At 70.8% G+C, this 14,101-nt stretch carries 12 protein-coding genes; 3 read left to right on the top strand and 9 right to left on the bottom strand.

Annotation, left to right across the window (positions count from 1 at the left end):
- Nucleotides 1-365 precede the first annotated feature (365 nt).
- A complete protein-coding gene (gene trpS / locus ACQPW6_RS23325; RefSeq protein WP_433891619.1) occupies nucleotides 366-1,364 on the top strand; it encodes a tryptophan--tRNA ligase in 999 nt (332 codons plus the stop codon).
- A 128-nt stretch (nucleotides 1,365-1,492) separates the two neighbouring features.
- On the opposite strand, the gene proC is transcribed toward trpS, so the two are convergent.
- The 3 genes from proC to ACQPW6_RS23310 form a co-directional block, all read right to left on the bottom strand.
- Nucleotides 1,493-2,347, bottom strand: coding sequence for a pyrroline-5-carboxylate reductase (proC, locus tag ACQPW6_RS23320; protein WP_433891618.1), 855 nt, complete (start codon nucleotides 2,345-2,347; stop codon nucleotides 1,493-1,495).
- A 125-nt stretch (nucleotides 2,348-2,472) separates the two neighbouring features.
- Nucleotides 2,473-3,210: an ABC transporter permease gene (locus ACQPW6_RS23315; protein ID WP_433891617.1), complete on the bottom strand. Its 738-nt coding sequence runs from the start codon at nucleotides 3,208-3,210 to the stop codon at nucleotides 2,473-2,475.
- Between the two features lie 31 nt (nucleotides 3,211-3,241).
- Nucleotides 3,242-4,129 (bottom strand): ABC transporter ATP-binding protein, encoded by an 888-nt coding sequence (locus tag ACQPW6_RS23310; protein WP_433891616.1) that lies wholly within the window; start codon nucleotides 4,127-4,129, stop codon nucleotides 3,242-3,244.
- Nucleotides 4,130-4,280: 151 nt separating this feature from the next.
- Between ACQPW6_RS23310 and ACQPW6_RS23305 the strand changes: the two genes are divergently transcribed.
- On the top strand, nucleotides 4,281-4,739 hold the full coding sequence (locus ACQPW6_RS23305; RefSeq protein ID WP_433891615.1) for a hypothetical protein: 459 nt from the start codon (nucleotides 4,281-4,283) through the stop codon (nucleotides 4,737-4,739).
- A 121-nt stretch (nucleotides 4,740-4,860) separates the two neighbouring features.
- Here the strand turns inward: ACQPW6_RS23305 and ACQPW6_RS23300 are convergent, their stop codons facing one another.
- The 3 genes from ACQPW6_RS23300 to dnaE all read right to left on the bottom strand — a co-directional run bounded on the left by ACQPW6_RS23300 (nucleotide 4,861) and on the right by dnaE (nucleotide 9,543).
- A complete protein-coding gene (locus ACQPW6_RS23300) occupies nucleotides 4,861-5,238 on the bottom strand; it encodes a nuclear transport factor 2 family protein (protein ID WP_433891614.1) in 378 nt (125 codons plus the stop codon).
- A gap of 97 nt (nucleotides 5,239-5,335) precedes the next feature.
- The gene (locus ACQPW6_RS23295) at nucleotides 5,336-5,833 is read right to left on the bottom strand and encodes an EamA/RhaT family transporter (RefSeq protein ID WP_433894634.1); all 498 of its coding nucleotides are present in this window, start codon (nucleotides 5,831-5,833) and stop codon (nucleotides 5,336-5,338) included.
- Between the two features lie 152 nt (nucleotides 5,834-5,985).
- Nucleotides 5,986-9,543, bottom strand: coding sequence for a DNA polymerase III subunit alpha (dnaE, locus tag ACQPW6_RS23290; protein WP_433891613.1), 3,558 nt, complete (start codon nucleotides 9,541-9,543; stop codon nucleotides 5,986-5,988).
- Nucleotides 9,544-9,680: 137 nt separating this feature from the next.
- Between dnaE and ACQPW6_RS23285 the strand changes: the two genes are divergently transcribed.
- A complete protein-coding gene (locus ACQPW6_RS23285; protein WP_433891612.1) occupies nucleotides 9,681-10,361 on the top strand; it encodes a Uma2 family endonuclease in 681 nt (226 codons plus the stop codon).
- A gap of 48 nt (nucleotides 10,362-10,409) precedes the next feature.
- Here the strand turns inward: ACQPW6_RS23285 and ilvD are convergent, their stop codons facing one another.
- The 3 genes from ilvD to ACQPW6_RS23270 form a co-directional block, all read right to left on the bottom strand.
- Nucleotides 10,410-12,263: a dihydroxy-acid dehydratase gene (ilvD, locus tag ACQPW6_RS23280; protein WP_433891611.1), complete on the bottom strand. Its 1,854-nt coding sequence runs from the start codon at nucleotides 12,261-12,263 to the stop codon at nucleotides 10,410-10,412.
- 271 nt (nucleotides 12,264-12,534) lie between these two features.
- The gene (locus ACQPW6_RS23275; protein ID WP_433891610.1) at nucleotides 12,535-13,203 is read right to left on the bottom strand and encodes a TetR family transcriptional regulator; all 669 of its coding nucleotides are present in this window, start codon (nucleotides 13,201-13,203) and stop codon (nucleotides 12,535-12,537) included.
- Complete coding sequence (locus tag ACQPW6_RS23270) at nucleotides 13,200-14,066, bottom strand: sugar phosphate isomerase/epimerase family protein (RefSeq protein WP_433891609.1); 867 nt, start codon at nucleotides 14,064-14,066, stop codon at nucleotides 13,200-13,202. The genes ACQPW6_RS23275 and ACQPW6_RS23270 overlap by 4 nt, the downstream gene beginning before the upstream one ends.
- Nucleotides 14,067-14,101: the final 35 nt, after the last annotated feature.

The following is a 14,101-nucleotide window of genomic DNA, read 5'->3' as shown; positions in this document are numbered from 1 at the left end:
CCGACACCAACCCCATTCCGCAAACGCACACACCAACGCCAACGGACACACCGTTATCGCTCGAGTGTTTACCTGCCGAATGGCTGCCCGGGGACCGACCGTTGAAGGTCGGCGCTCACGTCGGACAACCTGGGGAACCTTACGCATCCGATCCGGGAGTGTCAACTCGGTTCAAGGTGGGTACAGGACGCGGCGCTCCGCGCTACTGTGGTGGACATGACCTCGCGTACGTACAGCTCCCAGTGGCGGGCCGCCTAGAGGCGGCCTGGGACTGACGTATGCATCCAACGGCCGCCGCCTCGGCGGCCGTTTCTGTTTCTCGCGGGCGCGCCGGGCGGTGGCCCCGTCAACGGGAGACAGCGGCAATGACTCGGATCTTCAGCGGCATCAAACCCACTGGTCACCTGACCCTGGGGAACTACCTCGGCGCGCTGCGCCGGTGGGCGGAAGAGGACCAGCACCGGGCTGACGCCCTGTTCTGCGTGGTCGACCTGCACGCCCTCACCGTGGACCACGACCCGGCGCGGGTACGCAGGCTGAGCCGGCAGGCGGCGAGCCTGATGCTGGCGGCGGGGCTCGATCCACAGGTGTGCACGGTGTTCGCGCAGAGCCATGTGGACGAGCACGCGCGATTGTCGTACCTGCTGGAGTGCGTGGCCACCGACGGCGAGATGCGGCGGATGATCCAGTACAAGGAGAAGTCCGTACGCGCGCAGGCCGCCGGGCAGAGCGTGCGGCTGTCGCTGCTGACGTACCCGGCGCTGATGGCGGCGGACATCCTGGCGTACCGGGCCGACGAAGTGCCGGTCGGGGACGACCAGACGCAGCACGTGGAGCTGTCCCGCGATCTGGCGGAGCGCTTCAACCAGCGGTACGGGCACACGTTCGTCATCCCGAAGGCGACGCCGCCGGCCGTGGCCGCGCGGGTGATGGACCTCCAGGACCCGACGTCGAAGATGGGGAAGTCGCACGAGGCGACCGCCGGGATCGTCTACCTGCTGGACGAGCCCGAGGTGATCAGCAAGAAGGTCATGCGGGCGGTGACCGACAGCGCGGACGGGGTCGCGTACGACCGGGCCGAGCGGCCTGGCGTGGCGAACCTGCTGGAGATCCTGTCGGCGTGCACCGGCAAGGAGCCGGAGGTGCTGGCCGACTCCTACGACGGGTACGGCACGCTCAAGCGGGACACGGCCGAGGCGGTCGTGGAGCTGCTGCGTCCGTTGCAGACCCGGCACGCCGAGCTGAGCGCCGACCCGTCGTACGTGGACGGCGTCCTGCGTGAGGGTGCGGCGAAGGCGCGGGCGCTGGCCCGGCCGACCGTGGACGCGGCCTACCGGGCGATCGGGCTCCTCCCGCCGGCCTGACCCCCGTCCCGAACCCCGGTCGGAAAGCGGCCGGAGCCCCGACCCGTGGCCCCACCCGGAGAAGCCCGGAGCCCAGGTCCGGGCCCCGGCCCGGAGAAGCCCGGGGCCCAACTCCCCTCCCGGGAGAGTCAGTTGCCGGAGGCCAGCTCGCGGCTGCGGTCGCGGGCGGCCTCCAGCGCGGCCAGCAGCGCCGCGCGCACGCCGTGGTTCTCCAGCTCCCGGATCGCGCTGATCGTGGTGCCGGCCGGGGAGGTCACGGCCTCGCGCAGCTTGACCGGGTGCTCGCCGCTGTCCCTGAGCATCACGGCCGCGCCGATCGCGGACTGCACGATCAGGTCGTGCGCCTGGGCGCGCGGCAGGCCGAGCAGGATGCCGGCGTCCGTCATGGCCTCGACCAGGTAGTAGAAGTACGCCGGCCCCGACCCGGACAGCGCGGTGGCCGCGTCCTGCTGCTTCTCCGGCACCCGCAGCGTCTTGCCGACCGGTTTGAAGATCGCCTCGGCGCGGGCGAGGTGCGCCTCGGTGGCGTGCGCGCCGGCGGACAGCACGGACATGCCCTCGTCCACCAGGACGGGGGTGTTCGGCATCACCCGGACGACGGCGATGCCGCCGGTCAGCCGCTCCTCGAAGAACGCGGTCGGCACGCCGGCCGCCGCGCTGATCACCAGCCGGTCGACGGTGACGTGCGGGGCCAGCTCGTCCAGCAGGGCGGCCATGTCCTGCGGCTTGACGGCGAGGATGAGGGTGTCGGCGCGCTTGGCGGCCTCGGCGTTGGTCACCGACTCGATGCCGTAGCGGTCGCGCAGCTCCTGCGCGCGCTCCGGGCGGCGGGCGGTGACCAGCACGTCGGCGGGCGCCCAGCCGGCCCGGATCATCCCGGAGAGCAGGGCCTCGCCGATCTTTCCCGCGCCGAGGACGGCGACCTTCTGCGTCTGGGCCTCGCGCGGTTCGGCCTCTTGGGGCTGCGGGGCGGGGGTGGTCATCGGCGGCTCACCTCAAGCGGCTCAAACGGGACGGGGCGGATGCCCGGCCATCCTCCCAGGACGTCCGCCCGGCGGCCCGCTGCGTCCGCCTGCCGATACGGGCCCGGGCCGGGAGCCGGGCGCCGTCAGACCGTGCGGCGGCGCAGGGTGGCGGCGCCCAGGCCGAGCGCGAGCAGCGCGCAGCCGAGCACGACGGCCAGGTCGCGGACGAAGTCCCCGGTCACGCCGGTGTGCCGGACGACCTGGGTCATGCCGTCGGCCGCGTACGACATGGGGAGCACGTCGGACAGGCCGTTGAGCACCGGCTGCATGTCGCCGCGCGGCACGAACAGGCCGCAGAGCAGGATCTGCGGCAGCAGCACGGCCGGCATGAACTGCACGGCCTGGAACTCGCTGGCCGCGAACGCGCTGACGAACAGGCCGAGCGCGATGCCGAGGAACGCGTCCCCGAGGGCGACGACCAGCAGCAGCCACGCGGAGCCGCTGACGTCGAGGCCGAGGACGAAGACGGACAGGCCGGTGGCCAGCAGCGCCTGGACGACGGCGACGACGCCGAACCCGATGGCGTAGCCGGCCAGCAGGTCGCCCTTGCCCAGCGGCATGGACAGCAGGCGCTCCAGGGTGCCCGAGGTGCGTTCGCGCAGCGTGGCGATCGACGTCACCAGGAACATGGTGATCAGCGGGAAGATGCCGAGCAGCGAGGCGCCGGCCGAGTCGTAGGTGCGCGGGCTGTTGTCGAAGACGTACTTCAGCAGGAACAGCAGCAGGCACGGGACGACGATCATCAGCGCGATCGTGCGCGGGTCGTGGCCGAGCTGGCGCAGGACCCGGCGGGCGGTGGCGAGGGTACGGCTGAGGTTCATGACGTGGGTCGATTCGTTGGGGTGGACGTGCTCAGTGGTGGTGCGCGTGCTCGGCGCCGGCTGCGGCGGAGCGCTCTGACGCGTCGGGCTCGTCAGAGCGGTCGGCCGGTTCGTGGCCGCCGGAAGGTCCGGACCCCGCCGAGCCGTCCGTCCCGCCCGACCCGTCCGCCGCACCGTCGACCAGCCGGAGGAACGCCTCCTCCACCGTGTCCGCGCCGGTCCGCTCCCGCAGCCCGTCCGGCGTGTCGTCGGCCAGCATCCGGCCCTCGCGCAGCAACAGCAGCTGGTGGCAGCGTTCGGCCTCGTCCATGACGTGCGACGAGACCAGGACGGTGGCGCCGCGCTCCTCGGCCAGCCGGTGGAACAGCTTCCACAGGTCCCGGCGCAGCACCGGGTCGAGGCCGACGGTGGGCTCGTCGAGTACGAGGAGTTCGGGCGTGCCGAGCAGCGCCACGGCCAGCGAGACCCGGCCGCGCTGGCCGCCGGAGAGCCGTCCGGCCAGCGCGTCGGCGTGCGAGGTGAGATCGACGTCAGTCAGGGCGCGGTCCACCTGTTCGGCGCGTTCGTGGTGCGGGACGCCGAGGACGGCGGCGTAGTAGTCGAGGTTCTGCCGGACCGAGAGGTCGGCGTAGACGGACGGGGCCTGGGTGACGTACCCGACCCGGGAGCGCAGCGCGCGGTGGCCGGCGGGCCGGCCGAGGACCGTGAGGGTCCCGGTGACGTGCGCCTGCGAGCCGACGATGGCGCGCATCAGGGTGGACTTCCCGCAGCCGCTCGGGCCGAGCAGACCGGTGATGCGGCCGCGCGGTACGGCGAACGTGAGGCCGTCGAGAGCGGTGCGGTCGCCGCGTACGACGCGCAGACCGCGGGTCTCGACGGCCGGGTCGGTGGCCGGCTCTTCGGCAATTTTATTCACCATACGGTGAATAAACACCCGGACGGCACCCGGCGTCAAGCTGTGGGGCGAAGTCGGCCCGGCGGCGGGACGGGTGGGGCTCCTGGGAGGGGTCGGGGGCGGGTCAGGGTCATCCCCTATAGCGTTCAAGGACCGCGCGCAGGAGTGTTGCGATATGAGGCGTTCCACCGATGTATCCCGCGTCGAGAAGCGGCAACTGGCCGTTGCCTCGGCGACTCTTGGTCCCTGGCGGCCCGCGGCCGTCGTCGGCGCGCTCGGCGGCGGAGTCTCGTTGGCCCTGCATCTGGTGCACGGGCACTTCGGGCTCGGCATCCTGGCCGGCGCGATCTCGATCGCGGCGCTGCTCTTCTACACGGTCGGCGGCTCGGGGGCGGTCCTCGGCTACAGCTCCCGCGGCACCAGAGGCGACCACCGGCTGCGCCGCTGGGCGCGCTCGCACCCATGGCAGGTCGCGGCGGTGCCGGCCGCGCTGATGTTCGTCAGCGACATGGTGATCCGGCAGGTGCTCACCAGCCAGGGCTTCTTCAGCTCGATCTGGACCGGGCTGTGGCACGGCGCCGTCGTCGCCGCCGTGGTGGGCGTGGTCGGCGTGGTCGGGGCGGCACGACGCTGAGCGGCGGGCCCCGGTACGGCACCGGGGCCCGTACGCTGCTCGACGCGCACGCTGCTGCCGGTCGGCACGGGCCCGGTCGGCACGACCCTGGTCGGCACGTTCCCGGCCGGCACGATCCCGGTCAGTAGCGCACGACGTACTTGGCCCGCCACTCCGGTGACGGGTCCGCGCCGAACTCGGTCCAGTACTCCCGGCCGGCCACGATCACGCCGTCGCTGACGGTCCACACCGACACCGCGCGGAAGACGCCGGTCTCCTCGTGCGGCACCTCCACCTCGGACACGATGGATTCGCCGTCCGCCAGCACCCGCAGCACCCGTATCGCCCAGCCCTTCGGGTACTCGGCCTGGACGCTGATGAAGTTCTCCCGGCCGACTATCCGCTCCCGGCTGACCGGCCACTCCACCACCAGGTCGTCCGCCAACAGCTCGCCTGCCCCTGCCCAGTCACGGGCCCCGATGCGCTCCCACCACGCTTGCACGATCTGTGAAGGCTCCATGGGAAAAGCGTGGCACGGGGGTATGACAATCCCGCCCGGCGCGATGCGCCCGGCCGCCGTACTCCCGGCCGCCCCCGTCGTGCCCCCGCCGCCGGCCTCAGCGCCGCTTGCGCTTGCGCCGTCCCGAGGCCGGGTTGCCCGAGCGGCTCTTGCGCCGCTTCTCGTACTGCTCGCGTGCCTGCTCGAACTCCGCGCGGTGCAGCTTCTCCCCCGGGGCCTCGGCCATGCTGCGCAGGAAGTACGCGAGCAGCGAGCCGAGGAAGCCGATCGCGAGCAGGCCGCGCATGCCGTCCACCTCGGCCGTGGCGCGGCGCCGGGTGAAGCCGCGCCAGGTGCGCTGGAACGCCAGCGCGCTGCACACCGCGAAGCCCACCACGGCGATGCCGGTCACGAACGGGCCGATGTCCGCGTCCGTCAGCCCCTGGAAGCCCAGCCGCAGCACGAACGCGCCCGCCACCGTCGCCAGCAGCGCGCCGATCGGCACCACGGCCCGGCGCCACCAGTAGCCGTCCTCGTACGCCACCCAGCTGGTGCCGAAGAACCGGATCGGCTCGGGGCGCGGCGGCCCGCCCGCCTCGGCCCCCTCGCCCAGCACGGCCTTCACGGCGCCGCTTTTCACGGCACCGGACTTCTCGGCCCCGTTCTTCTCGGTCTCGGTCTCGGTCTCGGTCACGTCATCGATTATGTCCGAAACCGGGACCGGCCCGGCCCGCCCGTCAGGGCCGGGGTCCCGCGCCCGGCCACCCGTCACGCCACGCCGATCCACGTCTCCTGGCCGAAGCTGCCCTTGATGTCCGAGGCGATCGTCTCGTGGTTGACCAGGAAGCCCAGCTCGTAGACCGTGGTGCGCTCCCGGCCCTGGACCTTGATCCGTACCGGGCTCTCCCCCGGGTGGGCGGAGAGGATCCGGCGCAGCTCGCTGATCGCCGGCGGGCTCACCTTGTGCGCCCGCATGAACAGCTGCACCAGCGGCTTGCCGCCGAGCTCGGCCGAGGAGATGTCCAGCTCCAGCAGCTCCTGCCCGGCGATGTTGATCGAGCCGTCCCGGTCGTTGATCCGGCCGGTCACCGCGACCACGCTGTCCTCGATCAGCGCGTGCTGCACCAGCTGGTAGGAGGCGGGGAAGAAGCAGACCTCGATCGACGCGTCACGGTCGGAGAGGTGGACGATCGCCCAGGCGTTGCCCTGCTTGGTCATCCGCCGCTCGACACCGGTGATCAGGCCGGAGATCTTGACCACGCCCTGGGTCTGGCCGGAGGCCAGCAGGTCGGCGATCGAGGTGTTCCGGTTGCGGGCGAGGATGTGCTCGGCGCCGTCGAGCGGGTGCGCGGAGACGTACAGGCCGAGCATCTCCCGTTCGATGGCCAGCAGTTGCTTGCGCGGCCACTCGCCCTCGCCGATCGTCACGTCGAGGCCGAAGTTCGGCTCGTCGCCGGCCTCGGAGTCGTCGAGCTGGCCGAACAGGTCGTCCTGGCCGTACGCCTCGGCCTTCTTCACCGGGATGACCGCGTCGATCGCCGTCTCGTGGGCGGCCGACAGGCCCATCCTGGTGTGGCCGAGCGAGTCGAACGCGCCGGCCTTGATCAGGGATTCCACCGCGCGCTTGTTGAGCGCGTTGATCTCGGACTTCTGCAGGAAGTCGGAGAACGAGGTGTACTTGCCCTTGCCCTTTCGGGAGCCGACCATCGAGTCGATCACGCCGGTGCCCACGTTCCGCACCGACTTCAGGCCGAACCTGACGTCGTCGCCGACGGCGGTGAAGTCGGCCACCGACTCGTTGACGTCCGGCGGCAGTACCCGGATGCCGATCTTGCGGGCGTCGGCGAGGTAGACGGCGGCCTTGTCCTTGTCGTCGTCCACCGAGGTGAGCAGCGCCGCCATGTACTCGGCGGGGTAGTTCGCCTTGAGGTACGCCGTCCAGTAGGACACCAGTCCGTAGCCGGCGGTGTGCGACTTGTTGAACGCGTAGCCGGAGAACGGCAGCATGACGTCCCAGAGAGCCTTGATCGACTCCTCGGAGTAGTTGTTGCCCTCCATGCCGTCGTGGAACTTCTGCCACTGCGCGGCCAGTTCGGCCGGCTTCTTCTTGCCCATCGCGCGGCGCAGCACGTCGGCGCCGCCGAGCGTGTAGCCGGCCAGCTGGCGGGCGATGGCCATGATCTGCTCTTGGTAGACCAGCAGGTGGAAGGTGGTGCCGAGGATCGGCTCCAGCGGGTCCTTGAGCTCGGGGTGGATCGGCTCGATGGCCTGCCGGCCGTTCTTGCGGTGCGCGTAGTTGGTGTGCGCGTTGGCCGCCATCGGTCCTGGCCGGTACAGCGCGAGCACCGCCGCGATGTCCTCGAACCGGGTGGGCTCCATCAGCTTCAGCAGCTGCCGCATCGGCCCGCCGTCGAGCTGGAAGACGCCCAGGGTGTCGCCGCGGGCCAGCAGCTCGTACGTCCTGACGTCGTCCAGCGGCATGCTCTCGGTGGACAGTTCGATCCCGCGGTTGTCCTTGATGACCTTGATCGCGTGGTCGATGATGCCCAGGTTGCGCAGGCCCAGGAAGTCCATCTTGATCATGCCCATGGATTCGCAACTGGGGTAGTCGAATCCGGTGATGATCACGCCGTCCTTGTCCCGCTTGTGCAGCGGGATCAGGTCGAGCAGCGGCGTCTTGGACAGGATGACGGCGCAGGCGTGCACGCCGGTGGTGCGGACCAGGCCCTCGATGCCCTTGGCGGTGTCGATGACCTTCTTGACGTCCGGCTCGTTGTCGTACATCTGCCGGACCTCGCCCGCCTCGCCGTAGCGCGGGTGGCCGGTGTCGAAGATGCCGTCGAGCGGGATGCCCTTGCCCATGACGTCGGGCGGCAGCGCCTTGGTGATCCGGTCGCCCATCGCGAACGGGTAGCCCAGCACCCGCGAGGAGTCCTTGATCGCGGCCTTGGCCTTGATGGTGCCGAACGTGTTGACCTGGGCGGTGTACTCCTCGCCGTACTTGTCGGTGACGTAGCGGACCATCCGGTCGCGCTGGCGGTCGTCGAAGTCGAGGTCGACGTCGGGGGGGCTGATCCGCTCCGGGTTCAGGAACCGCTCGAAGAGCAGACCGTGCTCCAGCGGGTCGAGTTCGGTGATCCGGACGGCGTAGGCGACCAGCGAACCGGTGGCCGAGCCTCGGCCGGGTCCGACCGGTACGCCGTTGTCCCGCGCGTACTTGCAGATGTCGGCGACGACGAGGAAGTAGGAGGAGAAGCCCATCGGACCGATGACCTTCATCTCGATCTCGAAGCGCTCCATCACCTCGGCGGGGACCGGCGTGCCGTAGCGCCGCTCCAGGCCGCGCATGCACTCCTTGCGCAGCCAGCTCTCCTGGGTCTCGCCCTCAGGGACGTCGAACTGCGGCATCTGGTCGACGTACTCGAAGACCTCGTCGTACGACTCGATGCGTTCGGCGACCAGCAGTGTGTTGTCGCAGGCGGCGGGCAGCTCGGAGAACAGCTGCCGCATCTCGGCGGCGGTCTTGATGTAGTAGCCGGTGCCGTTGAAGCGGAAGCGGTTCGGGTCGTCCTTGTTCTTGCCCACGCCGATGCACAGCAGCGTGTCGTGCGCGTCGGCCTCGGACTCGTGCACGTAGTGCGAGTCGTTGGTGGCCAGCAGCGGGATCTCCAGCTGCCTGGCGATCCGCATCAGGTCCTCGCGGACGTTGCGCTCCAGGTCCAGGCCGTGGTCCATCAGCTCAAGGAAGTAGTTCTCCTTGCCGAAGATGTCCTGGTACTCGGAGGCGGCCTTCAGCGCCTCGTCGTACTGGTTCAGCCTGATCCTGGTCTGCACCTCGCCGGACGGGCAGCCGGTGGTGGCGATGATGCCGCCGGCGTGCTCGGCGATGATCTCCTTGTCCATCCGGGGCTTGCTGTAGTAGCCCTCGAAGGAGGCGAGCGAGGACAGCCGGAACAGGTTGCGCAGCCCGGCCGCGTTCTCCGCCCACATGGTCATGTGGGTGAACCGGCCGCCGCCGCTGACGTCCTTGGAGCCCTCGCCGTCGTCCGACATGGCCCGCTGGCCGCCGGGGCCCCAGAAGACCGGCTTCTTGTACCGGCGCGACTCGGGCGAGAGATACGCCTCGATGCCGATGATCGGCTTGACCGGGGTCTTCTTCGCCACCTGGTAGAACTCGTACGCCCCGAACATGTTGCCGTGGTCGCTCATGGCGACCGCGGGCATGCCCTCCTCCTCGATCTTCTTGAAGAGGATCGGCAGCTTCTGAGCGCCGTCCAGGAGTGAGAACTGGGTGTGATTGTGCAGGTGGACGAAGCTTTCGGACACCGGGCAGGCACCTCCGGGCTGGTCGCGGGAAGTCTCCAGCGTATCCCTCCGGATGGTCCCCGGGAGGCGCCTGGGGGACACGTCACGCCGGAGCCGGGCACGCGGCGCGGGCGGAATGACCACTCGAACGGGTGATCATGGCGGCTGACGCTTGGGTAGCCTCCGAGCGGGCGGCCAGGCTCCCGGCTATGGGAGAGATCGCGATCGACAAGGCAGCACCCGAGCCTCGCGGGAGTCACCGGCAGCCGGACGGCTCGGCATGGCCTGTTCCACCGGATGAGGGCTACTCCGTCGATGACTTGATCCGGCTCGACCTTCCGCCGCACACCCAGTTGATCGACGGGACCCTGGTGTTCGTCAGGCCACAGCGGCTGTTCCACTCGCTGGCAGCCGATCTGCTGGAGCCGGGCCTTCGCACCACGCTCCCACAGCACCTACGGGTTCGGCGCCAGATGGCAGTGTTGATCGACCGGCACAGCGTTCCCGAGCCCGATCTGATCGTCGTCACGGCAGATGTGGACGAAGGGCCGGACCAGATCCTTTATGACGCCAAGGACGTCGTCCTGGCCGTCGAAGTCGTCTCACCCGACTCCGAGGCACGGGACCGCGACACCAAGCCGCACAAGTACGCCGCAGCGGGCATCGCCCACTTCTGGCGAGTCGAGATGGCCGGCGAGAACGACCGGCCGGTTGTCCATGTCTACGAGCTGGACACCGTGTCCAAGACCTACGTCCCCACCGGCATCCACCGCGACCAGCTCAAGATCCAGGTCCCCTACCCGATCACGATCGACCTCACCGAGATCGACCACCTCTGACGGGCGGCGGCGCGGCAGGCGCACCACCGCCCGTCGGAAGCGGGACGCTCAGCGCTCCAGCTTGGTGACGTCGCGGACTGCGCCCTTGTCCGCGCTGGTTGCCATCGCCGCGTAGGCGCGCAGCGAGGTGGAGACCTTGCGGGTGCGGGACTTCGGGGCGTAGGTGCCGTTCAGTGCCTCGCGGCGGGTGGCGAGTTCCTCGTCGGGGACCAGGAGCTGCATCGTGCGGGCGGGGATGTCGATGCGGATCCGGTCGCCGTCCTGCACCAGGGCGATCGTGCCGCCGGCCGCGGCCTCCGGGGAGGCGTGGCCGATGGACAGGCCCGAGGTGCCGCCGGAGAAGCGGCCGTCGGTGACCAGCGCGCAGACCTTGCCCAGGCCGCGGCCCTTCAGGAACGAGGTCGGGTAGAGCATCTCCTGCATGCCGGGGCCGCCGCGCGGGCCCTCGTAGCGGATCACCACGACGTCACCGGCCGTGACCTGCTTGGCGAGGATCTTCTCCACCGCCTCCTCCTGCGACTCGCAGACGACCGCCGGGCCCTCGAACGTCCAGATCGACTCGTCGACGCCGGCCGTCTTGACCACCGCGCCGTCCTCGGCGAGGTTGCCGCGCAGCACCGCGAGGCCGCCGTCCTTGGAGTAGGCGTGCTCGACGTCGCGGATACAGCCGCCGGCCGCGTCGGTGTCCAGGGTGTCCCACCGCTCGGACTGCGAGAACGCCTCAGCGGACCGCTTGCAGCCGGGAGCGGCGTGCCACAGCTCCACGGCCTCCTGCGACGGCGAGCCGCCGCGCACGTCCCACGTGTCGAGCCACTGCTTGATGCTCGGCGAGTGGACGGTGTGCACGTCCTCGTTCAGCAGCCCGCCGCGGTAGAGCTCGCCGAGGATCGCGGGGATGCCGCCGGCCCGGTGCACGTCCTCCATGTAGTACGTGCCGCCGGGCGCCACGTTCGGCGCGACCTTGGCCAGGCACGGCACCCGCCGGGAGACGTCGTTGATGTCGGACAGCCCGTAGTCGAGCTCGGCCTCCTGCGCGGCGGCCAGCAGGTGCAGGATCGTGTTGGTCGAGCCGCCCATCGCGATGTCCAGCGCCATCGCGTTGTCGAACGCGGCCCGGGTCGCGATGGCCCGCGGCAGCACCGAGGCGTCGTCCTGCTCGTAGTGCCGCTTGGTCAGCTCCACCACGGTGCGGCCGGCGTTCTCGTACAGCGCCCTGCGCGCGGTGTGGGTGGCGAGCACCGAGCCGTTGCCGGGCAGCGCCAGGCCCATCGCCTCGGTGAGGCAGTTCATCGAGTTCGCGGTGAACATGCCGGAGCAGGAGCCGCAGGTCGGACAGGCGTTCTCCTCGATACGGAGGATGTCCTCGTCCGAGATGTTCTCGTTGACGGCGTCCGAGATCGCGTTGATCAGGTCCAGCTTGCGGACGGTGCCGTCCACCAGCGTGGCCTTGCCGGCCTCCATCGGGCCGCCGGAGACGAAGACCGTCGGGATGTTCAGCCGCAGCGCGGCCATCAGCATGCCGGGGGTGATCTTGTCGCAGTTGGAGATGCAGATCAGCGCGTCGGCGCAGTGCGCCTCGACCATGTACTCGACGGAGTCGGCGATCAGGTCCCGGGAGGGGAGGCTGTAGAGCATGCCGCCGTGGCCCATCGCGATGCCGTCGTCCACGGCGATCGTGTTGAACTCGCGCGGTACGGCCCCGGCCGCGAGGATCGCCTCGGACACGATCCGGCCGACCGGCTGGAGGTGGGTGTGCCCGGGTACGAACTCGGTGAAGCTGTTGGCGACCGCGATGATCGGCTTGCCGATGTCGGCGTTGGCGACTCCGGACGCGCGCATCAGCGCGCGGGCGCCTGCCATGTTGCGGCCGTGGGTGACCGTACGTGACCTCAGCTCGGGCACGGTGTCCACTCCCTCGGGGGTTCGGCTCGTTTCAGCCTGTCCGGCGGACGCTGTCCCGGCCGTCGCGACTGTGCCGTCGAGCGTACGCCGGTCGCCCAGGATCCGGACGGGGAGTCCGGAATGCGGGATGTGGGGTTCGGGGGGCGGGACGGTCGCGGCGCGGGGTGCGGCCGTGCGGGGGGCGCGGTCCAGGCTGCCGGGCGCGGGCCCGGGGGCTCGGGGCGCGCGGTTCGAGGCGCGCGGTTCGGCGTGACGGCTGGTGAGGCGCGGATCACAGCTTCTCGGCGGTCAGGTACCGCTCGATCGTCGGGCCCACGATCAGCGCCAGCTCGTCCGACGTCGCCGAGGCCAGCGGCTCGACCTTCACCACGTACCGCAGCACCGCCATCCCGACGATCTGCGAGGCGGCCAGCTGCACCCTGAACTCCGCGTCGGGCACGTCCAGTTCGCCCGCGACCCGGGACAGCAGCCGGCGGCTGATCATGTCCCGGAAGACCTCCGCGGCCGTCTCGTTGCTCATCGCCGAGCGCAGCACCGCCAGGAACGAGCCGCGGGTGAGCGGGTTCTCCCACACCCCCAGCATCAGCCGGACCACCCGCTCCCCGATGCTGTCCGCGCCGCCCTCGGCCAGCCGGTCGGGCAGGCTGATCGCGGGCGCGAAGGAGAGCTCGATCGCGGCGGCGAAGATCTGCTCCTTGGTGCCGAAGTAGTGGTGCACGAGGGCGGCGTCCACGCCGGCCGCCCGGCCGATCGAGCGGACCGACGTCCGGTCGTAGCCGCGCTCGGCGAACTCCTCGCGGGCGGCGATGAGGATGCGGTCGCGGGTGTCGGTGCTGGTGGCGCGGGTACCGGCGGGACGGCCCCGGCGGCGCGGCGCGGCGGTCTTCGCGGGCGCGGCGGAGGTGGCGGGCTTGGAAGGGCCGGCGGGCTGCCCGCTCACCGGCCGCCCACCTGCGCCGACGCCGCCAGGTGCAACCGCGTGAAGGCCAGCGCCTCCGCGAGATCCGCCTCCCGCTCGACGGCGGTCATCGCCCGCCGCGTGTTCACCTCGACCACCACGTGCCCGTCGAACCCGGTCGTGGCCAGCGACTCCAGCAGCTCCGCGCAGGGCTGGCTGCCGCGCCCCGGCACCAGGTGCTCGTCCTTCGCCGACCCGCTGCCGTCGGCCAGGTGGACATGGGCCAGCCGGTCGCCCATCCGCTCCACCATGTCGAGCGCCTCGCTGCGCGAGGTGGCCGCGTGCGACAGGTCGACGGTGAAGTGCCGGTAGTCGTCCTTGGTGACGTCCCAGTCCGGCGCGTAGGCGAGCATCTCGCGGTCCCGGTAGCGCCACGGGTACATGTTCTCGACGGCGAACCGCACGTCCGTCTCGTCGGCCATCCGCCAGATACCGCGGACGAAGTCCCTGGCGTAGTTGCGCTGCCACCGGAACGGCGGGTGCACGACCACGGTGTCGGCGCCGAGCCGGTCGGCCGCCTTCCTGGCCCGTTGCAGCTTCACCCACGGGTCCGTCGACCACACCCGCTGGGTGATCAGCAGGCAGGGCGCGTGGACGGCGAGGATCGGCATCCGGTGGTATTCCGACAGCCGGCGCAGCGCGTCCACGTCCTGGCTGACGGGGTCGGTCCACACCATCACCTCGACGCCGTCGTACCCGAGCCGCGCGGCGATCTCGAACGCCGTCGCCGTCGACTCCGGATAGACCGACGCGGTGGACAGCGCGACCCGCGCGGCGGGCACCCGTACGGCGCTCCCGCCGCGGCTCCGCGCGTCGTGCGCCTTCCGGTCCGCTGCTTCAGCCACGGGAGCCAGCGTACGGCGGCGGGTCATGACCACGG

Origin of the sequence: Streptomyces sp. CA-111067, assembly GCF_050956065.1 — a bacterium.
GTDB lineage: Bacteria > Actinomycetota > Actinomycetes > Streptomycetales > Streptomycetaceae > Actinacidiphila.
Note: the sequence above shows the minus strand (reverse complement) of the source record. Positions and strands in the feature narration are given on the sequence as shown.